Origin of the sequence: Mesorhizobium sp. AR10, from assembly GCF_024746795.1 — a bacterium.
In the GTDB taxonomy this organism is placed as follows: Bacteria; Pseudomonadota; Alphaproteobacteria; order Rhizobiales; family Rhizobiaceae; genus Mesorhizobium.
On sequence record NZ_CP080524.1, the window covers coordinates 5,863,991 to 5,885,674 of the forward strand.

Sequence of the window (21,684 nt, forward strand, 5' to 3'; positions counted from 1 at the left end):
CATCCGGCAGCGTCGGAATCCAGGACAGCGTCTCCAACTCAGAAGCACGACGCTCCAATCGCCGCCGCTGCGACGAAGCCTGCCCAGCCGGCAGCGTCGGAGCCCAGGACAGGGTCAACGGCTCAGAAGCACGATGCTCCGATCGCCGCCGCTGCGACGAAGCCTGCCCAGCCGGCAGCGTCGGAATCCAGGACAGGGTCTCCAGCTCAGAAGCACGACGCTCCAATCGCCGCCGCTGCGACGAAGCCTGCCCAGCCGGCAGCGTCGGAATCCAGGACGGCGTCTCCAGCTCAGAAGCACGACGCTCCAATCGCCGCCGCTGCGACGAAGCCTGCCCAGCCGGCAGCGTCGGAATCCAGGACAGCGTCTCCAGCTCAAAAGCACGATGCTCCAAGCGTAGCCACTGCGACGAAGCCTACCCAGCCGGCAGCGTCGGAATCCGGGACAGCGTCTCCAGCTCAAAAGCACGATGCTCCAAGCGTAGCCGCTGCGACGAAGCCCGCCCAGCCGGCAGCGTCGGAATCCAGGACAGCGTCTCCAGCTCAGAAGCACGATGCTCCAAGCGTAGCCGCTGCGGCGGGACCAGCCGCCGCACCCACGGCCAAGGCAATTCCCGACGCGCCCGCGAAACCAGCGGAATCCGACATGAAGGATGTGCCGAAGTCTCCAAGCACCATCGTCATAGACGGCGACACCGGCCCGATAAAAGCAAGGGAACGGCCGCTTGAAGGCGGTGGTCCTCCGGGAGGCACCGACGACAGTGGCCGTCGAGGCGGCGGTGGTGGTGGCGGTGGCGCCTTTCACAAGCGCCTCGGCCCGGTCGATTTCGGCGCTTCTCTCAAGGCCGGGCTGCGGGCGGTCAAGAAAAACCTGATGATCGTCATGCTGTTCACGGTCGCGTGCAACATGCTGGTCCTGGCGATTCCGATCTATCTGTTTCAGATCTCGGATCGCGTCCTTACCAGCCGTTCCGGCGACACCTTGATCATGCTGACCGTTGTGATTGTCGGCGCAGTGATCTTGCAGGCGATGTTTGATGCGCTTCGCCGCTTCATCCTGATGCGCACGGCGGTCGAGGTCGCGGCCCAGTTGGGCGCGCCGATCCTGAGTGCGGCGGCCAGAGCCTCGCTGAACAGCAACGGAAAAGAGTATCAGGTTCTAGGCGACCTGCAGCAACTGAGGAACTTCCTGACATCCGGCACGCTGCTGTCGTTCCTCGATGCGCCGATGGCTCCCTTCATGATGCTGGCGGTGTTTCTCATCCACCCGCACCAGGGCTTCATCGTCATGGCCTCCGCGCTGATTCTCCTGATCATCACGGTCCTTAACCAGCGCGCGACGGCGGCGGCCTTCGGCGAGGCGAATGCGCATCAGACCAAGGCCAACATCCATCTCGATTCAATGTCGCGCAATTCCCAGATCATCAACGCGCTCGCCATGATTCCCGAGGCGGTGCGGATTTGGGGCAAGGACACGGCAAACTCTCTTCGCTCACAGGTGATCGCACAGGATCGCAACATCATCTTTGCTTCGATATCGAAGGCTGTCCGGCTTCTGACCCAGGTAACGATGCTTGGCTGGGGGGCTCATCTGGCGATCGATGGTCATCTTACTGGCGGCATGGTTATTGCGGCATCGATCATCGCCGGCCGTGCGCTGGGGCCGATCGAGGGCGCGATCGAAGGCTGGAACCAGGTTGTGCATTCCCGTGCCGCCTATGGCCGGATAGCAGCCCTTCTGCAATCCTCGCCGCTCAATTTCGAACGCTTGAACCTGCCTCGGCCGGAGGGCCGTCTTGATGTCGAACGGTTGCTTTTCGTGCCCCAGGGAACCAAGCGCGTCGTGCTGAACGGCATATCGTTCGCACTCTCACCTGGCGACTCCCTGGCGATCATCGGCAACTCGGGCGCCGGCAAGACGACCTTGGGCAAGATGCTGGTCGGCTCGATCCTGCCTACATCAGGCAACGTCCGGCTGGACTTGATGGATCTGCGCAACTGGGATCCGCGCCAGTTTGGCGAGAACATCGGCTATCTGCCGCAGGATGTTCAGCTCTTCCCCGCATCGATCAAGGCCAACATCGGCCGGATGCGCGATGACGCGACCGATGCCGAAATCTATCAGGCCGCCATGCTGGCGGACGTCCATGAAATGATCTCCACCCTGCCGCACGGCTACGAGACATTCGTGGCCGCCGATGGAGCACCGCTTTCCGGCGGACAGAAGCAGCGTGTCGCCCTTGCGCGCGCCTTTTTCGGCAATCCGCGATTGGTCGTGCTCGACGAGCCGAATTCGAACCTGGACGCCGCAGGCGACGCAGCGCTGGAGCGCGCGCTGCAGCACGCCAAGGAACATAAGATCACGGTCATCACCATCACCCAGAGACCATCCCTGCTCAAGAGCGTCGACAAGATACTCCTGCTCGTCAACGGCACCGTCGCTCTCTTCGGCGTACGCCAGGAAGTCCTGCAGGCCCTGGCTTCCCGCGGGCTGGGCATCGAGGGCGGTTCATTCGGTCATCAGATCCAGTAGCAGGCGACAAAAATGACAACCGACGTCGTAAAAGTTCAGGATATGCAGTGGTACTCCGAGGTGCCACGTTCGATCTGGAAACAGACGATGGTGGGCCTGCTGCTCATCACGGTGACTTTCGGCGGCTTCGGCACCTGGGCCTTCACGGCGCCGCTCGCATCCGCCATCGTCGCTCAAGGGAGTTTCGTCGCCACCGGGCAAAACAAGATCATCCAGCATCTCGAAGGCGGTATCATCAAGGAACTCCTGGTCAGCGAAGGGGACCATGTCAGCCTGGATCAGCCGCTGATCAAGCTCGATGAAACTGCCGCCCAGACGAACGAACGGCAATTGTTCCTGAGAAAGGCCAGGCTCGAGGCAATCGCGGCCCGCTTGAATGCCGAGGTGCAAGACAGCCCCAAGATCCAGTTCCCCAAGATTGTGACCGACAATCGGTACGACCCGGAAATTGCGCCGATCATGGAAAGCCAGCAACTCAACTTCGCCGCCGCGATTAACAAACGCAGCAGTGAAATAGGGCTGTTCGATCAGAACATAAAAGCCATGCAGTTCCGCAATGAAGGCATCGAGGAGCAGATCTCGTCGGTTCGGCGGCAATTGCAGTTCCTGAAGGAAGAGTATCAGGGCAAGAAAACGCTTCTCGAACAGGGCTTGATCCGCGGGACCGAGGTGAAGGCGATCCAGCGGGCGATGGCCGACGCAGACGGCCAGATCGGGAAGATGTTGGCGGAAGTTTCCGAGAATCGCGAACAGATCGTCAGGTTCGAACAGCAGATCACGCAGACGAAAGACGCCTATCGCCAGGCCGCGCTCCAGGAATTGCAGAGCCTGGAAGCCGAACTGGACACGGTGCGTGAGCAGTCGCGGGAGGCGGAGAATGTACTTCGCCGCGTAATCATCAATGCTCCCGTGCCCGGCACCATCATACGCATGTATTACCACACTGCCGGTGGTGTCATTGAAAGCGGCAAGGCCATCCTCGAGATCTTGCCCTCAGAGGCGCCTTTGGTCATCGAGGCTCAGGTCCCTCGCACAGATATCGACAATGTGAAGGTCGGGCAGAGGGCCTCGATCAGGCTGACCGCGCTCAACCGGCGAACCACGCCGGTTCTGGAAGGCGAGGTCTACTATGTCTCGGCCGATGCCTTGCCTGATGTGCAAGGCCCCGTCCCGCGGGAAGTCTACATGGCGCGCGTGCGTTTGCCGGCGAGCGAACTGGCGAAGGTGCACGGCTTTACACCGACGCCTGGAATGCCTGCCGAAGTACTCGTGCAGACCCAGTCACGGACGTTCTTCAGCTACCTGACAAAGCCGATCGCCGACAGCATGGCCAAGGCATTCATGGAACAGTGAGTGAGTAATCGGGGGGGACTATGCAGATCGACGTCATCACCACACGGGACGCCTTGAACGAGCTCAGGCAGAACTGGGATGATCTTTACGAAAAGGATCCCGAAGCCCAGTTCTTCATGTCATGGACGTTTCTCTCATCCTATGTTCGCCGGTATGAAGGCGCATGGTCCGTCCTGGCGGCGCGGCCCGGACCGCCAGGCTCACCCTATGTGGCCCTGCTGCCGTTGCGGCTGCGCACCCGGCTGAACAAGAAAACCGGGTACTCCCACAACGAAATCAACATGGCCGGAAGTTTTGCGGCCGATTACACGGGCATCGTTTGTGCGCCGGGCTCTGCCGACCGCGCGATCCCGGCGCTTGCAAAACACCTGACCAGGATGAACTGGGCCAAACTGCATCTCGAAAATCTGCGCATGTCCGAGCCAAGGCGTCGCTTGCTGCTCAAGAACCTCGACGACAAACGGCTCGAAGCTCAACAGATGCGACGCGTCAACAAAGCCGACAATATCGACAATTGCATTTGTCCATCCCTCGACCTGCCGGGGGATTGGGAAACCTATCTCGAGCAGAAAACCAGTTCAAACACGCGCCAGAAGATCAGGCGGTTCCTTCGAAAGCTGGACGGATCCAACGAGTTTCGCATAACCCATGCCGACGCATCGACGATCGACCGCGACATCGGCATCATCCTGGAAATGTGGCGCATCAAATGGGCGGCGCGAAAGGGCAACCTTCTGCCCAGCCTGATCAGGTCCAACCGAAGACTGTTCAAGGACGCCTTCGAGAGCGGGACGCTGTTCCTTCCGATTCTGTGGCAAGGAGACAAGCCGCTCGGCGGCCTGGCATTCCTGGTCGACTCGGTCAAAAAGGCGATGTTCTTCCACCTAGCCGGACGCGACGAGACCGCCAATGACATCCCATCGGGACTTGTGCTGCATGCCTATTGCATCCGTCGTGCGATCGAGCAGGGCTTCCGCAGCTACGACTTCCTGCGCGGCAATGAGCCCTACAAATACTCGTTCGGTGTCGAGGAAACCACGATCCATTGTGTTCTGGTCAAAACCAAGACTGGCCGCAATCTCGGTGACCGGCTTGACGCGAGATCCTTGGGAAGCGTGCTGGAGCAGGCGACCACCTTTCACGAGGCAGGCAAACTGGCCAATGCCGAGAATGCCTACCGCCAGATTCTCGAAGTCGATCCTCGCCACGCGCGTACCCTGTACGGATTGGGCCAGTTGCTCGCCGCGAAAGGGGATCACTGGTCGGCCGCCGACACCTTCGCCTCGCTTGTGGCCATCGCACCCAAGTCGGTGAAGGCGTGGTCGCGGCTTGCCATCGAACATCAGGCGCTGAATCGCCACGCCGAGGCCGCGGACGCCTTCCGCAAGCTGCTTGAGCTCAATCCGGAACTTCCCTCAGCGCAATACGGTCTTGGCCGCAGCCTGGCGCAACTGCGAGAGGTGGAAGAAGCCGCGAAAATCCTGAGCGCGTTGCAAGCCCGGTCCGACGCATCCACGGATCCTGTGCTTCGCGCCAAGGCACGCATGCAACTAAACAAGCTGAAGCAAGACGTGAACCCTTGTTACATTCGCCTGGATTCATCGAGCCAAACTTCACCGACCTTTGCAGATGCCAACTATGGCGAGCTTTCGCGACCTTTGATAACCCGCCGATTTGCTCACCCTTGAATCACCTGACGATGCAGCCGCCATCCACGACGAAGTCGGAGCCAGTAATCACCGATGCACAATCGCTGGCTGCGACGGCGATCTAGCACTCGATCAGTTGATGGCCTTCGCGGGCCGACTGGTGCCGGTCATACCAACCGCGGATGATGCGATCGGCCACCATGGCAACCAGCGCGATCGCCAGGCCTGACGTGAGACCGAGCCCGGCGAGCCTGCGCCGCTGCAAGACCCCGCAGGAACGTCTAACCACGATCTGCAATGGCAATTTCGATGAGCGGATGTACATAGCCAGCCGGGCTCAATATTGGATTTCCTATTGCGCCCAAGCAACCTTCTCCGCACGCTTCGCAAGATTGCTCAATGTCCAGAACGCGCGGATGCGCAGCAATCTGCTGCACGAATTGCGCCAGCTCCTGCCCAAGGTGGAAGCCGAGCGCGCGGCAGAAATGATCGCCATGTTGATGGATGGCATCTGGGTTCGCATGGCGGTGACCAAGGCCGAACCGTCGCGAGAAACAGCGCTGGTCATGTTGACTAGCCTGGTCGACAGCTTGTTGGGTTCAAGCAGCCCGCCGAAGTTGGGGCATTCCAAACGCAAGTAGGGCAGGAGGAGCCTGATGCGCGGTCCCGAGACCCCTTGAATTTTCATCGTTAGCGAATTCTGCGCTTTCGCGGCCTGTCGATAGGACCAGCCGATTTTTTCTTCACAGGCTGGGCACAGACCCGTTTTCACTGCAGGTCAAATACCCCGTCATTTCCCTTGGAGATGGCGCATCCCAGCGCCATCCCCCAAAAGCCAGGGATCAGAAAAACCCGAGTGCTTTGGTCGAGTAGCTGACCAGTAGATTCTTTGTCTGTTGATAGTGGTCGAGCATCATCTTGTGGTTTTCCCGCCCGAACCCGGAAGCTTTATAGCCGCCGAAGGCGGCGTGGGCGGGATAGGCGTGGTAGCAGTTGGTCCACACCCGTCCGGCTTGGATGCCGCGCCCTACGCGATAGGCGTCGTTGCCGTTGCGCGACCAGACGCCAGCGCCCAGACCGTAGACGGTATCATTGCCGATGCGGATCGCATCTTCGACGGTCTTGAACGTCGTGACCGACAGCACCGGGCCGAAAATCTCCTCCTGAAATATCCGCATGCTGTTGTCGCCGCTGAACACGGTCGGCTTCAGGAAGTAGCCCTTGTCCAGGTCGCCACCGAGATGGGCGCGCTCGCCGCCAGTCAGGCATTTGGCGCCCTCCTGCTTGCCGATCTCGATATAGTCAAGGATCTTGGTCAACTGATCTTCGGAAGCCTGCGCACCCATCTGCGTCGAAGCATCGAGCGGATCACCGACCTTGATCTTTGCAACGCGGGCCACCGCGCGCTCCATGAACTTGTCGAAGATCGATTCCTGGACAAGCGCCCGTGAAGGGCAGGTGCAGACCTCGCCTTTGTTGAAAGCAAAAAGCGCGAAGCCCTCAAGCACCTTGTCGAAGAATTCGTCGTCGGCATCCATCACGTCGGCCATGAAGATGTTCGGCGACTTGCCGCCCAATTCCATGGTCTGCGGAATCAGGTGCTCTGCAGCATACCCCATGATCTGCTTGCCCGTCGTCGTTTCGCCGGTGAACGACACCTTGGAAATGCGCGGATTGGCGGCGATCGCCCGACCGACCGACCCGCCCGGACCGGTGATGACGTTGAGCACGCCGGGCGGCAGGATGTCTGCGGTGAGATTGGCGAGGATCAACAGCGTCAGTGGCGTGTTGGAGGCCGGCTTGATCACCGTGCAATTGCCGGCGGCAAGCGCCGGGGCAATTTTCCAGGCCGCCATCAGCAACGGGAAGTTCCAGGGAATGATCTGGCCGACGACGCCCAGCGGCTCCTTGAAGTGATAGGCGACGGTGTCGTCATCAATTGTGGAAATGGAGCCTTCGTCGGCGCGGATACAACCAGCGAAGTACCGGAAATGGTCGATGGCAAGCGGCACGTCGGCGCCCCGCGTCTCGCGGATCGGCTTGCCGTTGTCCAGCGTTTCGGCCAGCGCCAAGAGCTCGAGATTCTCCTCCATGCGATCGGCGACCTTGTTGAGCAGCCGCGACCGCTCGGCAGGCGACAGACGCGCCCAGCCGTCCTTGGCCTTGTAGGCTGCGTCGAGCGCCGCTTCCACGTCAGCAGGCGTCGACTTCGCCACCTCGACGAGGCGTTGGCCGTTGATTGGGCTGTAGTCGGTGAAGTATTCCCCGTCCAACGGCGCGACCCATTTCCCACCGATGAAGTTGCCATAGCGGGGTGGAATATTTCCCTTGGAGCGGACGAGTTCGAGGGCGTGCTGGGACATGGCAACTTCCTTGTCTTGAAGCCCGGGAACATCCCAGGGTCACGGAAACCTGAGCATTACGCCCTGCCCTGCCCCGCACATTGATTTCGGTCAAAGCAGCTTCCGCCCCGACGCCTAGTCTGCCTTCATCGACAAAGGAGTTGGATCATGGTCAAGACGATGAAGGCCGCCGTCGTACGGGCATTCGGCAAGCCGCTTACGATCGAGGATGTGCCGGTGCCCGTACCGGGGCTAGGTGAACTGCTCGTCAAGGTTATCGCCTGCGGTGTTTGCCATACGGACCTGCATGCCGCCTCCGGCGACTGGCCGGTGAAGCCTGTGCCGCCCTTCATCCCCGGCCATGAAGTGGCCGGCGTCGTGGCCGCGCTCGGGCCAGGTGTAACCGGTTTCAAGGAAGGCGATCCGGTCGGCGTAGCCTGGCTGCACGACGCCTGCCAGAGTTGCGAATATTGCGAGACCGGGTGGGAGACGCTGTGCGAGCATCAGCACGATACAGGTTATAGCTGCGATGGCGGCTTCGCCGAATATGTCATCGCTTCTGCGGCTTTCACCGCGCGACTCCCAGCCGGTGTCGATTTCGCCCAGATGGCCCCGATCCTGTGCGCCGGCGTCACGACCTACAAGGGGTTGAAGGAGACCGAGGCACGTCCGGGCGAATGGGTGGCGATCTCGGGCATCGGCGGCCTCGGCCATGTGGCGGTCCAGTATGCCAAGGCGATGGGCTTCAAGGTCGTGGCGCTCGACGTCACGCCGGACAAGCTCGCTCTGGCGCGTGCGACCGGAGCGGACGTGGCTATAGATGCCCGCTCACCGAACGCCGTGGCCGATGTGCTCAAGGCCACGGGCGGCGGCGCCCACGGCATTCTGGTGACGGCCGTCTCGCCACCGGCCTTCTCCCAGGCGGTACACATGGTGCGCCGCAAGGGTACAGTCGTCCTCGTCGGTCTTCCGGCCGGAGAATTCCCGACCCCGATCTTCGACGTCGTGCTGAAGCGCATTACCTTGCGCGGATCAATCGTCGGCACGCGGCGCGATCTCGACGAGGCCATTGCCTTCGCGGCCGAGGGCAAGGTGCGGGCCGAGATCACCAAGGCACCGTTGAGCGATATCAACGCGGTCCTCGCGCGGCTCAAGGCGGGTAAGATCGACGGCCGTGTGGTCCTGGATCTCACCTTGCCGATAGAGACGAGTGCAAAGAAGACCGAAGCCGCATATGCCTAGGTCAGTCAGGTGGCCGCGCCTCTCGGCCACCTTTGCCTGACGAGCTCCTGCGTGAGTGGAATAGATACTCCTGAATCAATCGCGTATCTCTTCCGAGCGTCCGCGCCACACCACCGGCGCGGACGATCTCGTCTTGGAACCCCGACGGGTGCCGATCGAGCAGCCTCCTTCAAGTCCGCCACGGCAGTTCGCCGGCACCAGGATTGATCTCGCACAAGGACTAGGCCCCCTGAGTCGCTAGGTTCCGCGCATGATCCTCAATCTGCTCATCGGCACCATCGTCATCAGTCTGACGGTCCTGGTCCATACGTTTGGCCTGATGGCCGTTACCCATGCGATGGGATACCTCGTCGCCCGGTTTCGCATGCACGGGCGTCACAGCCGCACGGTCGCAATGATCAGCGTGGTGATGGGGCTCTTCGCCGTCATGACAACCGAGATCTGGCTCTGGGCCGGGCTGTACCGGCTGCTTGATATCTTCGCCGACTTCGAGACAGCCCTGTACTTTTCGACGATTACCTTTTCAACGGTCGGCTATGGCGACGTCGTACCCGCTCACGCATGGCGCGTGCTGGCGGCACTGGAGGGCGTGAACGGATTTCTGCTCATTGGCTGGTCGACGGCCTACCTGATCGCTGCGGGAACCCGAATCGGCCCGTTCAGGGCGGGGGAGCATTTCTGATTGAGGGTTCAAACCACCACCGAGTGCCTGATCTCGCCGACCGCGAGATGCAAGATCAGTTTTCCGATCGTAGCCGCCAGCGAACGCCAACCCGGCTCCTTGATCGTGATCGAAGATTGCTTTGGCGAGCGGACTATGATTCCCGCTTCAAAGGAGAACCACGATGCAGAACATCAAGGGTCGATGAAGCACTATGGGCATCCAGTATGTTGCCTGAGGGCATTGTAGAGCGATGGTTCATCGCCAGCGGTGCCACGATCAAGGTTGGCGAGCGGATAGCGAAGTTCGAATTGAAGACGCGCTACATGAGATCGTCGCGCCAGCAAGCGGGCGCGCGACGATTGTCGCGGTAGCCAACGCCGTCATCGAACCCGGTTCGGTGCTCGCAACATTGGATCGCACGCCGCAGCCTGGCTGACGACGTTCAATCCTCGCGGCGGGATAGTGCCCCTACCTGAAAAGCAATCCATGCGGCCTTAAGACGACAAGGAATCGACGCAGAACACAGGAGATCGCACGATGCTGATCCGCACACTTTCTGTCCTGGAATGCACCAAGATGCTGGCGGCCAATCGTGTCGCCCGCCTGGCTTGCGCCGAGGACGGGCAGCCTTACATCGTACCGGTGCACTATGCGTACGCTGACAATCATCTCTACGCGTTTTCCATGCCGGGCAAGAAGATCGACTGGATGCGCGCCAACCCGCTGGTGTCCGTCCAGGTCGACGAACGCGGCGAAGGGCGGGGCTGGAAAAGCGTGGTTGTCGATGGCCGCTATGAGGAACTGCCTGACCGGATAGGCCACAAGCTCGAGCGCGACCATGCGTGGACGATGCTGAGCAAGCACACCGACTGGTGGGAGCCCGGCGCCCTCAAACCGGTTACGCCTCCGGTGTCAGATAGTACGCCGCACATATTCTTCCGGATCCTCGTCGAGCAGGTGTCCGGCCGGGAAGCAAGTGAGTAGGCAGTTTTCAGTACCGCAAGTGCGGAAATCGCAAGATCAAGCACCATCGTTGGACGCCTCCCAACGTTCGACCCGGCCCTGCCCGTAGATGGTTTCCTTTCCGTCGATTTCCCAGGCGACCTCTCCCGCAAACGGAAGCCAGATATTGCCGTGATGACGATAATCGGAGAAACGGCCGCGCCAAGGAGTTGGCAGGATTGGTGCCGTGGCCGAACGCGGCCTGTCGGGTGCAAACGCACCCGCAATCCTCCCCTCCTCGCTGTCGAGGCTGAGCGTGACTTCGGCTGCTGTCTCTCCCACGCCGGCGCTCACGGCCAGCCTGTCGGGACCATCTTCACGCCAGCGCAGCGAGGTGTTGAGCAGGATGGCGTCGGGCGCCCAGGCAAGTTCGGCAAGGTATCGCATCAGCTCGCCACGCATCAGCGCCGACGAGCGCTCGGCGCGGGCGACCGGGATGACCCCGAGCGCCATGACATCCAACCGCCCCTGGCCGTCCTTCAACGCATCGCGCACTGAGATCATACCGAAGGGACTAACCCGTGCCCGCCAATCGAAGGCACATTCGCACATGGAGATCGTTTGTGTTGCGGTATATGACATCCAGGACGTGGCGCCAAGCCGCTGTTTCATCCGTCCAGTTTGCTTGAGCTTGACCGTCGTTCGGCGCATCTCGGGATTGGCGCCGAGTCGGCGTGCCAGGTCGTAGACAGCGGCTGGCAACCGCTTCCTGATCCGAAGATCATCCTCAGCCATCATGCGGCATTCCTCTATGTTGATGCATTGCTCCACTTCGCGAGCGTGGCCGCTATCCCGGCCACATAGAGGGTCCCGAAGATCAGCTTGTTGTGACGCGCAAGCCATTCCGGAAGATAGATGTCGAAGTTGTCACGTCGATCGTCGGTGTAGTCTGCGGCAACTGATGTGAGGGGGCATTGCAATCCGTTCAGGACCAGCACCAGCACTTCCACCATGACGACGCCGATCGAAAGTGCCGCATAGAAATAGTCCCCCCGCAAGGCGAACACCCAGATTGCGAGGATGCACGCGACGAAAAGAGCCCAGACGACTGTGTGAATGGCCTTGATTGTCACGAGCCGTGCCGCCGATGAGGGTGGGTTCTGAACGGGAGCGTTCAAGATATGATTACACTTTCCGCTGGCCGGCGCGCCGAGAAGGGGAGCGCGGCTCCGTAGCCGAAGCGCATGACAATGTCAGGACGTCGCTCAGGCAAGCCGACAAGCGCCGCCAGTTCCGGCCGCAGGCCAGCGACTTCGACGGGCTGATTGATGAAAGCGTGCTTGAGGCCGAGCGCGGTGGCCTGCAAAGCGAAACGCTGGCAGGCGCGGCCTGCCAGGATCCAATGTTCGGGGTCTTCCTTTTGGGCGACGAACACGGCGACGCCGGCCGAAGAGGCGAGCTGCCGTGCGTATTTTTCGTTCTCGGCTTTGGCTTTGAAAACGAGATCGAACATGGCCGGACCAAGCCATGCCGGAAGGACGGGACTGCCGCCTGATGCGCTGAAGAGGCCGTCGCCGGTCACGATCGCCTGCCGGGGGCTGAAGCGCAGCCAGGTCTTCAGTTCCTGCACGAACGCAGCGTCGGCGATCTGCGCATTGTTGCCCGCGACGACCAGGTCGCGCACGCGGTCGATCTGTGGCCGGTCCGTGATTAAAATGAGATCGACACCCGGCACGGCCGCCGCCGCGGAAAGCGTCTGCAAGTCGCGGCTGCTTACTGCTTTGCCGTCATAGTCGCCACGCGTTGATTGCCGCTTCGGTATCGCATCGAACATCGCCGGCTCGACAGGCGACCCGCTCCCGAACGCAAACATCACGGTGCCGTCATTCGCCGGGCTGAAACTGAGTTCGCCCGGCTTTCCTCGCGCGCCGCCGGCGATGGCCAGGTTTTCCGCCGCGCAACCGAGACTGGCGAACAGATGATGATTGTCCGGGTCAACGATCGCAATCTGTCGCGCCATGTCGGGCAGGATTTCTATCCCAACGTCACTGATCTTGAACTGCCAAGGCTGGGTGTTGTGGCTGTTCGCCGCAAGCGTCGCGTAGCGGATCAGGTCGCTCGTTCTAGGCGCTTGCTTCAAAGCTGAGCGGGTCGCGGCCACGGAGGCGTTGTATTCATCCATCGAACCCATGTTCCGGAGCCCAAAACAAGTTGCTGCGGCTCCGGCTGCTATCAGGGCGCCTCCGCCAACCAAATACTGCCGTCTGTTCATCGCTTCTAACCGATCTGTCCTCGACAAGTCCGAAGCGGCCAGAAGTGACCGGTGCGGTTGTCTTTGATGACGTAACCTTCAAATGCGACGAGGATCCCAATGAATGCATCGCCTCGCTGTCTCTCGGGTTCGTGGCGATTATCACCAGGCGAAGTTGCCGTTCATTGCGTTGGATCAAAGCCAACTCCGATAATACAACTAGCTGTTGCGCGAGGTTTGAGGCTTAGAAAGTCGCCACAGCATGGATCCGCTCATCGCCCGGCTCGGACTGGCCCTGGCAATAGGTCTCCTTGTCGGGTTGGAGCGTGGCTGGCGAGAGCGGGACGCGCCGGATCGCAGCCGGACCGCCGGAATTCGAACCTTCGGGTTATCCGGCCTGCTCGGCGGCATTTTCGCGGCACTGGCCAACGCGCTTGGTGCGGTATCCGTCCTGGTCGGAGGGTTCATCGCATTTGCGGCAATCTTCGCGTGGTACAAGGCGCGCGAGGCGGCGCATGACGAGGATTTCAGCGTCACGAGCGTGATCGCAGGCCTTGGCGTTTTCGCGCTTGGCGCGCTGGCTGTCGCTGGCGATTATCGGGCCGCTTCTGCCGGAGGGGCAGCACTGGCGGCTGTTCTTGCCAGTCGCGAGATCCTGCATGGCCTCCTGAAGCGACTGACCTGGATTGAGCTTCGTTCGGCGCTGATCCTGGCGGTGATGACCGCGATCATCTTACCCTTGCTGCCCAACCGAACGATGGACCCGTGGGACGGTTTCAATCCGTGGGAGGTCTGGTTCCTGACGGTGCTGATGGCATCGATTTCGTTCGCCGGCTATGTGGCAGTCCGTGTCCTGGGGAACACGCGTGGTTTGCTCGTCAGTTCGCTCGCAGGTTCACTCGTCTCTTCCACCGCAGTTACCTTGGCGCTTGCCCGCAATGGCTCATCGGCAAGCAATCCACTGCCGCTCGCCGGCGCGGCCTCGCTAGCGGCGATGGTTTCGGTGCTGCGCGTTTGCGCCGTGGTGCTGATCATCGAGCCAGGCGTGTTCGCTTCGGTCGGCATCCCCGTTATCGCCGCAGCGCTTGTCTTTGCGGCAGGCGGCGCATTCTTGTTGGCTCGCAACAGCGGGGATCGCGAAAGCGGCACGATCGCACGCAATCCATTCGAACTAGGCCCGTTACTCCTTTTTGCCTTGCTCTTTGCGTTCGTCGCTACCGCGAGTGCGGGCCTGGCAGCTCAATTCGGCGGGCGTGGCCTGCTGGCCAGTTCAATGCTGGCCGGTATGTTCGACGTCGATGTATCGGTGCTCAGCGCGTTGCGCCTGGTCAAGCATGCAGTCCCTGTCGAAACCGTGGGCCAGGCGGTGCTCGCTGCACTGGCAGCAAACGCCATCGGCCGCGTATCGCTGGCAGTCTTTGCCGGACCGATCAAGTTCTGGTTGCCGCTGGTTTCAACAACCGTGATCGCCTTGATCGCCGGCTATGGCGCCATGGTGCTGCCGCCGAACTTCTGACACGCCGAGACAACCAGTGCGCGAGTGGCATCAGGTTCGGCGCTCAGTTAAAGAGCGACGAAGCTGGGTGGGCAGATCAGCACCTGGCTCCCTACGGCTCTTTCTTCATCTGTCGGGATCACAAGCACGTCGACGCCGGAACCAGCAAGGCTTATGACCTCTTCGCCTCTTCGATTCAGCTCGTGGTCGATATCAACCCCAAGCCAGCCGGCCACAGCCCCGATCCTCTCGCGGATAGATGGCGCGTTTTCGCCAATGCCTGCCGTAAACACCAGCGTGTCCAGTCCGCCCATCGCAGCGGCCAGCGACCCGATCTCGCGACCGATACGATAGACGAAGAGATCGACCGCTTCGGCGGCAAGAGGATCATCGGACTCGATTAGTGTCCGCATATCACCTGACATTCCCGACACTCCCAGCAGGCCGGATTGCTCGTAGAGAAGCTTGATCAGTTCGTCCGTCGGCAGCTTCCGGTCCTGCAGCAGATGGAGGATGACGCCCGGGTCGAGCGCGCCGCAACGTGTGCTCATGACCAGGCCGTCCAATGTCGAAAATCCCATCGTTGTGGCAACACTAGTTCCGGCATTCATAGCGCACAGACTGGCGCCGCTGCCGAGATGGGCGACGATCACTTTTCCGCCAGCCGCGGGTCCGTATCGGGTCCGAAGCTGCGAAGCGATATGGCTGTAGGAAAGGCCGTGAAAGCCATAAGAAACGATGCCGGCATCGGTCATCGCACGCGGAAGGCCATAGACCTTGGCGATCCCTGGCCGAGCGGTATGAAACGCAGTGTCGAAGCATCCGATCTGCATGGCCTGCGGCAGGAGGCCAGCAGCCAGTGCCACAATCTCAAGGTTGATCCGCTGATGAATCGGAGCCAGCGGCTCGAGCAGACGCAGTGCTTCGAGCGCACGCCCGTCGAGCACCGTCGCTTCGGTGAAGTCGCGGCCGCCATGAACGATCCTGTGTCCGACCCTGACGATGCGAGCGAGGAGATCGCGATCGGCGAGCACTGAGGCTACCGCCGCGAATGCCTTGCCGATACCGATCGGTCCGTCGCCCAGGTTCCTGTCGATCTTGGACCTACCGGCCGCTGCCTCGACGTGCAGCTGTGGCTGTTGCACGAGCGAGGAGACATTGCCGCGCAGCAGCAGCGGAAGCTCGTCGCGTCCGTCGAAGACAGCGAATTTCAGGCTGGACGAGCCACCGTTCAGGATGAGGATCAAGTCGGTCATGGGTCCGTCCGATCGTGTCTGAGCCACCTCCTGAAGATGGCTCAACCGGAAAGACGCGTCGTCGCATCGCCATCGCCGCCCCACTTCCAGTCGAGTATCTCCGGCATATCCTGGCCATAGGCGCGAATGTAGGCTCTGTGTTCAAGCAGCTTGGCGTCCATCTTCTGACCCAGCCCGACGCGCACGTTCTTGAGTTGCGGAACCCAGTCGAGGACGCTTTGGACGATATGGAAACGGTCGAGACCGTTGAGCACCGTCATATCGAAGGGCGTCGTCGTCGTGCCCTCCTCGTTGTAGCCGCGCACGTGAATATTGTCGTGGTTGGTGCGCCTATATGTCAGGCGATGGATAGTCCAGGGATAGCCGTGATAGGCAAAGATGACCGGTTTGTCAGCGGTGAACAGCGTGTCGAAATCGCGATTCGACAGACCGTGCGGATGGTATTCCTTTGGCTGCAAAGTCATCAGATCGACAATGTTGACCACCCTGATCTTGAGCTCCGGAACATGAAGCCTGAGGATCTGCACGGCCGCCAGCGTTTCGAGGGTTGGAACATCGCCGGCGCAAGCCATGACGACGTCCGGCTCGGCGCCATCGTCTGTTGACGCCCAGTCCCAGACGCCGACGCCCGTCCTGCAGTGGACAATAGCCTTGTCCATCGGCAGCCATTGCCATGACGGCGGCTTGCCGGCCACGATGATATTGATGCGGTTCCAGGTCTGCAGCACATGGTCGGTGACGCAGAGCAAGGTGTTGGCATCCGGCGGCAGATAGACCCGCACGATGTCGGCCTTCTTGTTGAGGGCGACGTCGATGAAGCCGGGATCCTGATGGCTGAAGCCGTTGTGTTCCTGATGCCAGACATGGCTCGACAATAGATAGTTCAGCGATGCGATGGGGCGCCGCCAAGGAATGTCGCTACAGGCATCCAGCCATTTCGCATGCTGGTTGAACATGGAATCGACAATGTGAATGAAGGCTTCGTAGCAAGAGAACAGACCATGGCGCCCCGTCAGCAGATAGCCTTCGAGCCAGCCTTGGCAGGTGTGCTCGGAGAGAATTTCCAGAACCCTGCCATCTTGGCCGAGGTGAACATCTTCGGGCAGGATCGTTTCCATCCATGCGCGCTCGGTGACCTCGAACACGTCCTGGAGCCGGTTGGAGGCGGTTTCGTCGGGGCCGACGATGCGGAAGTTCTTCGCAGCCTCGTTCAACGCCATCACGTCGCGCAGGAAATTGCCCATTACCCGCGTCGCCTCGGCCTTCACCGCGCCGGGTCGGGCGACGACCACGGCATGGTCGTGCAAGCCAGGTAGCTCAAGGGATTTGCGCAGCAGGCCGCCATTGGCATGCGGATTGGCGCTCATGCGCCGCGCGGCTTGCGGGGCGGTGGCGCGGATCGCTGCGACAGGGGCGCCGGCAGCATCGAACAGCTCCTCGGGCCGATAGCTTTTCAGCCACTCCTCGAGCATCTGCAAATGCGCGGGGTTTTCCGCGAGTCCCGACAAAGGGACCTGATGAGACCGCCAGAAGCCTTCGGTCTTCAGCCCGTCGACCTCTTTCGGTCCGGTCCAGCCCTTCGGGCTGCGCAGCACGATCATCGGCCATTTCGGTCGCGCCATCGGCTCGGTGGAATCAGCGCGCGCCGCATGCTGGATCGCGCGGATGCGATCGAGCGCATCGTCGAGCACATTGGCCATTCGTTGATGCATCAGCGCCGGCTCGTGGCCCTCGACGAAAAACGGTTCATAACCGTAGCCAACGAAAAGCGCGCGGAGTTCGTCTTCGGGAATGCGGGCCAGAATCGTCGGATTGGCGATCTTGTAGCCATTCAGATGCAGAATCGGCAGCACAGCGCCGTCGCGCGCCGGGTTGAGGAATTTGTTGGAATGCCAGGCCGCGGCCAGTGGCCCGGTTTCGGCCTCGCCGTCACCGACGACGCAGGCCACGACAAGGTCGGGATTGTCGAAGGCGGCACCATAGGCATGGGAGAGCGAATAACCAAGCTCTCCGCCCTCGTGGATGGAGCCCGGCACATCGGGTGCGGCATGGCTTGGGATGCCGCCCGGAAACGAGAACTGCCGGAACAGCTTGCGCATGCCCTGCTCATCCATCGATATGTCCGGATTGAGCTCGCTGTATGTGCCTTCGAGATAGGTGTTCGCCACCATTGCCGGGCCACCATGGCCGGGGCCGCAAACGTAGATCATATCGGCGTCCCTGAGCCGGATCGCGCGATTGAGGTGCGCGTAGATGAAGCTCAGACCCGGCGATGTTCCCCAGTGGCCGAGCAGCCGCGGCTTGACATGCTCAAGCCGCAGCGGCTCGCGAAGCAGCGGATTGTCGAGCAGGTAAATCTGGCCGATCGTCAGATAATTGGCGGCGCGCCAGTAGGCATCGATGTCGCGCAACTGGCGCTCTGAAAGCCGGTCGCCGGGGACTGGTATTGTAATGTGTTCGGTCATGCTTGGCTCCCTTTGCCTTGTCTGCGAACGGCGCGACCGCTACGTATGCCTGTGTTTGTCGACGCGCGGTGAATGGACACCAACGCGTTCGCGCACCATTCGGTCCATCATTGCTCGACGGATTTATTAGGTGATCGACCGCCCGCGGACTCTGATCCCGGTCTTCCCGAAATGAGCGGCTGCGTCTTCGCACGCCGCAACGGCCATCAACTGGTTCGCCGGGGTAAACACATTGAAGTCGCTCTCCACGGCGACGAAACCCTCGCGCGGCGCGTAGGCGGCAAGCCGTTCGCGATGATCGGTGCTCCAGCCGAAGCCGCCGATCTTGCCCTCCTGGCGCAGCAGGCCGAGCGTATCGAACACCTCGCCGGCCCGCTCGATCGGATACTCGTTGATATGCAGCAGCGCGACGTCGATACAATCGCGCTGCAGGCGCTGCCGCGAATTGTCGATCGAAGTCCGGATCGCCGCGGCAGAGGCATCCTCGGGAGCGATCTTGCGCGTTTCCGGATCGCCGAAATAGCCTACCTTGGTGACGATGACGGCTTCGTCCTTGCCCTTCAACGCCCGCCCGAGGATCAGTTCGGCATTGCCGGCGCCATAGGCGGCAGCCCTGTCGAACACCCGCGCCCCGATATCATAGGCCATCGGCCATCGCTAAACGCGACTTGCGACCTAGTGTCGTCGACCTCGCCATAGATGGTCGCCCCGTGTCACCCCAGCGCGCGGCACCACCCGCCGCCCAGGTGCCGATCCCGATGCGCGGTACCGAGCGGCCATCCCAAAGCTCCATCATCTGCATGCCCGCCTCCATTGTCTCAACGAAGTTCGCTGGCGTGGCGGGCACGCTCGCGGATCTCGTCGCGAGAAATGCCGGCATCCGCCAGTGTGCTGTCCGGGGCCTGCCTCAAGCTCGCAAGCGTCTGGCGATAGACAAGCCAGCGAGCGAAACGGTGTCGAAGTTCATGCAGCATGATCGTCTCCTTTTGGCGCGCAAAAATGCCCACGCGCTTGGGCTGCTTGAAAACGCAAAACATCTGCGCAAAGCGCTTGCGTGGTCGAATGGATTGCGCTGGTTTCCTGCCAGCCGAGGCGCTTGTCACTGTCCCGCCAGGCAGGATTGTCCAACGCTTCCAATGCCTGCATACTTGCGCGTGATGCCCGCTTCGCGCTACAGCCAGGGTCGCAAGGAGTTTTTCATTTCTGCAAAATGGATATCGGTTGGGACGATCTGAGGTTGTTTCTCGACGTTGCGCGGCTGGGTGGCTTGAGCGCAGCGACCAAAACCACGCGCCTCAGCGCAGCCACCCTTGGACGACGCGTCACCGCGCTTGAAAAGCAGATCGGCGAACCGCTGTTCGTGCGTCTGCAGACCGGCTACCGGCTGACCCCGGTCGGTGAAGAACTGCTGCGGCGCGCCGAAGACGTCGAGGCGGCAATGCAGTCGCTGACCCGCTGGCGCGAAGGAAACCTGCCCGACCGCATTGTCCGCGTCTCGGCCGGGCCATGGACCTCGGCCTTCATTTCCGCCCGTATCGGCGAGATCTGGACGGTCGATGACGGCATAAGGGTGGAGTTCGTCACCACCACCGACCGGGTCGACATCGGTCGCCGTGCGGCCGACATCGGCATCCGCAGCGAGCGCCCGACGGAGCAGTGGCTGGCCGGCCGTCAGAGCGGCAAGGTCGCCCACGCCATTTATTCCGGACGCCATTTGATCAACGGCATTGCCGCCGGGTTGTTCGTCGGCGTGACCGGCGATGGGGCAAACATTGCCTCGGCACGCTGGCTGAAAGCCCATCACGGCGACCGCATCGCGGTGCGCGGCAACAACACCCATTCGGTGCGCGAACTGGTGGCCGCCGGCGCCGGCCTTTCGATCTTTCCGTGCTTCGTTGGCGACAGCGATCCGCGGCTGGTTCGCGTCGCTCAGCCCATCCCCGAACTCGAAACCGACCAATGGATCGTCACCCATCACGAGGAACGTCACTCCCCGCCGGTGCGAAAAGTCGCCGACCGGATTGCCGCCTTGATGCGGGCGCACCAGCCGTTGTTTCGCGGCGAGACGCCGATCGCGTAAGCCATAGGCTTCGACTGGCCGTCAGCTGAGGCCCCTGCCGACACTCATGCCCTGGCTGGACAATGAAACCCGCGTCGGCGTTTGTTTCGCCGGCTCAGGCATCGCGGCTCCAACACCGAGTATCCTGCAGGCCATATTGATGAAATATATTTCACTATATGAATTTTATTGACTCCCCGTGAAGAGCCTGTAATGTCCGGATCGTCGGCTTTCGGGAGGAAGTCCGGCGTCAATCAAACCACATAGCGGCGCGCCCTCGGCGCCCGCGACGTCATTGAGGATGGCTTCGGCCAAGGGAGGAAACTTGCGCAAATTTCTGAGCACGCTCGCGATCGCGGCGGCTGCGTCGACCTGTTTGGGTTCGGCTCAGGCGCTTGCCGAAACCCCCAACCCGTTCAAATGCGAGCCGGGTGAAAAATACGTCATGAACGTCATGGTCTCGGGCGTCGAATACTGGTTCCCGGTCTATGAAATGTTCAAGCAGGCCGGCCAGCAGTTCGGCTGCGAGACCGCCTATACCGGCACGCCTGAATACGACGTCAACAAGCAGATCGCGACCTTCGACCAGGCGCTGGCGCAGAAGCCCGCCGGCATTTTGGTGCATCCGATGAACTCCGATCCGTTCATCGAGCCGATCAACCGCGCTATTGAACAGGGCACCGCGGTGGTGACCTTCGCCGCCGACTCGCCCAATTCCAAGCGCGTCTCCTACATCACCTCCGACAACAATGCCGAAGGCACCTATGCCGCCGACGCCGTTGCCAAGGCAATGGACGGCAAGGGCGAATATGCCGTGCTGGAAAATCCCGGCCAGGACAATCACGACAAGCGCGTCAATGCCTTCGTAGCCCGCATGGAGGCCAAATGGCCGGACATGAAGCTCGTCGGCCGCGCCGCCTCGAACCAGGATCCGACCAAAGCCTATCAGGCGGTTCTGAGCCTGGCCCAGGCGCACCCCAACCTCGGCGCCGTGTTCATGCCGGAGGCCAATTCGGCGATTGGTGCTGCCCAGGCTGCCAAGGAAGGCGGCGGCAAGATCCGCGTCATGCTCGCTGACGTTAACGCCAAGATCCTCGACATGATCAAGGCTGGCGAGATCTTCGGATCGGTCAACCCGAACCAGGGCATGCAGGGCTATATGGGCTTCATGCTGTTGTGGATGGCCAAGCATCCCGACCTGATCGACCCGATGAACGATGCCAAACGTTCGGGCTTCAACCCGATGAGCGTGCCTTTCGTCGACAATGGCTTCTCCATCGTCTCCAAGGACAACGCCGACGACTTCTACTGGGACAAGTACCTCAAGCGTCGCGGCACCAAGGGCATCGAGGAATAATCTCGATACCTCTGCGCCGACCTCCGCAGGGTCGGACCAAACCGGAAGGAGGCTTCGGCCTCCTTCCTCCCCCGCAA

At 61.3% G+C, this 21,684-nt stretch carries 18 protein-coding genes; 10 read left to right on the forward strand and 8 right to left on the reverse strand.

Features of this window, described 5'->3' with window-relative positions; all coding sequences use genetic code 11:
* Nucleotides 1-645: 645 nt before the first annotated feature.
* From LHFGNBLO_RS32120 to LHFGNBLO_RS32135, 4 genes are all read left to right on the forward strand, one after another.
* Nucleotides 646-2,532: a type I secretion system permease/ATPase gene (locus tag LHFGNBLO_RS32120; protein ID WP_258604059.1), complete on the forward strand. Its 1,887-nt coding sequence runs from the start codon at nucleotides 646-648 to the stop codon at nucleotides 2,530-2,532.
* 12 nt (nucleotides 2,533-2,544) lie between these two features.
* Complete coding sequence (locus tag LHFGNBLO_RS32125) at nucleotides 2,545-3,885, forward strand: HlyD family type I secretion periplasmic adaptor subunit (RefSeq protein ID WP_258604062.1); 1,341 nt, start codon at nucleotides 2,545-2,547, stop codon at nucleotides 3,883-3,885.
* 209 nt (nucleotides 3,886-4,094) lie between these two features.
* Nucleotides 4,095-5,573, forward strand: coding sequence for a GNAT family N-acetyltransferase (locus tag LHFGNBLO_RS32130; RefSeq protein WP_258604066.1), 1,479 nt, complete (start codon nucleotides 4,095-4,097; stop codon nucleotides 5,571-5,573).
* Between the two features lie 161 nt (nucleotides 5,574-5,734).
* Nucleotides 5,735-6,175, forward strand: a complete 441-nt coding sequence (locus LHFGNBLO_RS32135; protein WP_258604068.1) for a TetR family transcriptional regulator C-terminal domain-containing protein — start codon at nucleotides 5,735-5,737, stop codon at nucleotides 6,173-6,175.
* Between the two features lie 201 nt (nucleotides 6,176-6,376).
* On the opposite strand, the gene LHFGNBLO_RS32140 is transcribed toward LHFGNBLO_RS32135, so the two are convergent.
* The gene (locus LHFGNBLO_RS32140) at nucleotides 6,377-7,897 is read right to left on the reverse strand and encodes an aldehyde dehydrogenase family protein (RefSeq protein ID WP_258604069.1); all 1,521 of its coding nucleotides are present in this window, start codon (nucleotides 7,895-7,897) and stop codon (nucleotides 6,377-6,379) included.
* 147 nt (nucleotides 7,898-8,044) lie between these two features.
* Between LHFGNBLO_RS32140 and adhP the strand changes: the two genes are divergently transcribed.
* The 3 genes from adhP to LHFGNBLO_RS32155 all read left to right on the forward strand — a co-directional run bounded on the left by adhP (nucleotide 8,045) and on the right by LHFGNBLO_RS32155 (nucleotide 10,766).
* The gene (gene adhP / locus LHFGNBLO_RS32145; RefSeq protein WP_258604070.1) at nucleotides 8,045-9,118 is read left to right on the forward strand and encodes an alcohol dehydrogenase AdhP; all 1,074 of its coding nucleotides are present in this window, start codon (nucleotides 8,045-8,047) and stop codon (nucleotides 9,116-9,118) included.
* Nucleotides 9,119-9,368: 250 nt separating this feature from the next.
* On the forward strand, nucleotides 9,369-9,800 hold the full coding sequence (locus tag LHFGNBLO_RS32150; protein WP_258604071.1) for a potassium channel family protein: 432 nt from the start codon (nucleotides 9,369-9,371) through the stop codon (nucleotides 9,798-9,800).
* A gap of 519 nt (nucleotides 9,801-10,319) precedes the next feature.
* Nucleotides 10,320-10,766, forward strand: coding sequence for a pyridoxamine 5'-phosphate oxidase family protein (locus LHFGNBLO_RS32155; RefSeq protein ID WP_258604073.1), 447 nt, complete (start codon nucleotides 10,320-10,322; stop codon nucleotides 10,764-10,766).
* Nucleotides 10,767-10,802: 36 nt separating this feature from the next.
* On the opposite strand, the gene LHFGNBLO_RS32160 is transcribed toward LHFGNBLO_RS32155, so the two are convergent.
* The 3 genes from LHFGNBLO_RS32160 to LHFGNBLO_RS32170 are packed head-to-tail and all read right to left on the reverse strand — an operon-like array spanning nucleotide 10,803 to nucleotide 12,906.
* On the reverse strand, nucleotides 10,803-11,522 hold the full coding sequence (locus LHFGNBLO_RS32160) for a DUF6544 family protein (protein ID WP_258604074.1): 720 nt from the start codon (nucleotides 11,520-11,522) through the stop codon (nucleotides 10,803-10,805).
* Nucleotides 11,523-11,533: 11 nt separating this feature from the next.
* Entirely contained in the window at nucleotides 11,534-11,857 is a 324-nt protein-coding gene (locus tag LHFGNBLO_RS32165; RefSeq protein ID WP_258604076.1) for a hypothetical protein, read from the reverse strand.
* 41 nt (nucleotides 11,858-11,898) lie between these two features.
* Nucleotides 11,899-12,906, reverse strand: coding sequence for an Acg family FMN-binding oxidoreductase (locus tag LHFGNBLO_RS32170; RefSeq protein ID WP_319944194.1), 1,008 nt, complete (start codon nucleotides 12,904-12,906; stop codon nucleotides 11,899-11,901).
* A 331-nt stretch (nucleotides 12,907-13,237) separates the two neighbouring features.
* Between LHFGNBLO_RS32170 and LHFGNBLO_RS32175 the strand changes: the two genes are divergently transcribed.
* Nucleotides 13,238-14,491, forward strand: a complete 1,254-nt coding sequence (locus LHFGNBLO_RS32175; RefSeq protein WP_258604080.1) for an MgtC/SapB family protein — start codon at nucleotides 13,238-13,240, stop codon at nucleotides 14,489-14,491.
* 47 nt (nucleotides 14,492-14,538) lie between these two features.
* Here LHFGNBLO_RS32175 and LHFGNBLO_RS32180 read toward each other — a convergent pair whose 3' ends face one another.
* The 4 genes from LHFGNBLO_RS32180 to LHFGNBLO_RS33735 all read right to left on the reverse strand — a co-directional run bounded on the left by LHFGNBLO_RS32180 (nucleotide 14,539) and on the right by LHFGNBLO_RS33735 (nucleotide 19,228).
* Nucleotides 14,539-15,726, reverse strand: coding sequence for an acetate/propionate family kinase (locus tag LHFGNBLO_RS32180; protein WP_258604081.1), 1,188 nt, complete (start codon nucleotides 15,724-15,726; stop codon nucleotides 14,539-14,541).
* Between the two features lie 41 nt (nucleotides 15,727-15,767).
* Entirely contained in the window at nucleotides 15,768-18,191 is a 2,424-nt protein-coding gene (locus tag LHFGNBLO_RS32185) for a phosphoketolase (protein ID WP_258604083.1), read from the reverse strand.
* 126 nt (nucleotides 18,192-18,317) lie between these two features.
* Nucleotides 18,318-18,839, reverse strand: a complete 522-nt coding sequence (locus tag LHFGNBLO_RS32190) for an aldo/keto reductase (protein ID WP_258604084.1) — start codon at nucleotides 18,837-18,839, stop codon at nucleotides 18,318-18,320.
* Nucleotides 18,840-19,009: 170 nt separating this feature from the next.
* Nucleotides 19,010-19,228, reverse strand: a complete 219-nt coding sequence (locus LHFGNBLO_RS33735) for a DUF1127 domain-containing protein (RefSeq protein ID WP_413774661.1) — start codon at nucleotides 19,226-19,228, stop codon at nucleotides 19,010-19,012.
* A gap of 230 nt (nucleotides 19,229-19,458) precedes the next feature.
* On the opposite strand from LHFGNBLO_RS33735, the gene LHFGNBLO_RS32200 reads away from it, so the two are divergent.
* Complete coding sequence (locus LHFGNBLO_RS32200) at nucleotides 19,459-20,271, forward strand: LysR family transcriptional regulator (RefSeq protein ID WP_258604086.1); 813 nt, start codon at nucleotides 19,459-19,461, stop codon at nucleotides 20,269-20,271.
* A 304-nt stretch (nucleotides 20,272-20,575) separates the two neighbouring features.
* On the forward strand, nucleotides 20,576-21,607 hold the full coding sequence (locus LHFGNBLO_RS32205; RefSeq protein WP_258604088.1) for a substrate-binding domain-containing protein: 1,032 nt from the start codon (nucleotides 20,576-20,578) through the stop codon (nucleotides 21,605-21,607).
* Nucleotides 21,608-21,684: the final 77 nt, after the last annotated feature.

Coding starts and splice junctions, on each gene's coding strand:
- LHFGNBLO_RS32120 (WP_258604059.1), top strand. CDS start 646: ATGAAGGATGTGCCGAAGTCTCCAAGCACCATCGTCATAGACGGCGAC.
- LHFGNBLO_RS32125 (WP_258604062.1), top strand. CDS start 2,545: ATGACAACCGACGTCGTAAAAGTTCAGGATATGCAGTGGTACTCCGAG.
- LHFGNBLO_RS32135 (WP_258604068.1), top strand. CDS start 5,735: ATGGCAACCAGCGCGATCGCCAGGCCTGACGTGAGACCGAGCCCGGCG.
- LHFGNBLO_RS32140 (WP_258604069.1), bottom strand. CDS start 7,897: ATGTCCCAGCACGCCCTCGAACTCGTCCGCTCCAAGGGAAATATTCCA.
- adhP (WP_258604070.1), top strand. CDS start 8,045: ATGGTCAAGACGATGAAGGCCGCCGTCGTACGGGCATTCGGCAAGCCG.
- LHFGNBLO_RS32150 (WP_258604071.1), top strand. CDS start 9,369: ATGATCCTCAATCTGCTCATCGGCACCATCGTCATCAGTCTGACGGTC.
- LHFGNBLO_RS32155 (WP_258604073.1), top strand. CDS start 10,320: ATGCTGATCCGCACACTTTCTGTCCTGGAATGCACCAAGATGCTGGCG.
- LHFGNBLO_RS32160 (WP_258604074.1), bottom strand. CDS start 11,522: ATGATGGCTGAGGATGATCTTCGGATCAGGAAGCGGTTGCCAGCCGCT.
- LHFGNBLO_RS32170 (WP_319944194.1), bottom strand. CDS start 12,906: ATGGATGAATACAACGCCTCCGTGGCCGCGACCCGCTCAGCTTTGAAG.
- LHFGNBLO_RS32175 (WP_258604080.1), top strand. CDS start 13,238: ATGGATCCGCTCATCGCCCGGCTCGGACTGGCCCTGGCAATAGGTCTC.
- LHFGNBLO_RS32180 (WP_258604081.1), bottom strand. CDS start 15,726: ATGACCGACTTGATCCTCATCCTGAACGGTGGCTCGTCCAGCCTGAAA.
- LHFGNBLO_RS32185 (WP_258604083.1), bottom strand. CDS start 18,191: ATGACCGAACACATTACAATACCAGTCCCCGGCGACCGGCTTTCAGAG.
- LHFGNBLO_RS32190 (WP_258604084.1), bottom strand. CDS start 18,839: ATGGCCTATGATATCGGGGCGCGGGTGTTCGACAGGGCTGCCGCCTAT.
- LHFGNBLO_RS33735 (WP_413774661.1), bottom strand. CDS start 19,228: ATGTTTTGCGTTTTCAAGCAGCCCAAGCGCGTGGGCATTTTTGCGCGC.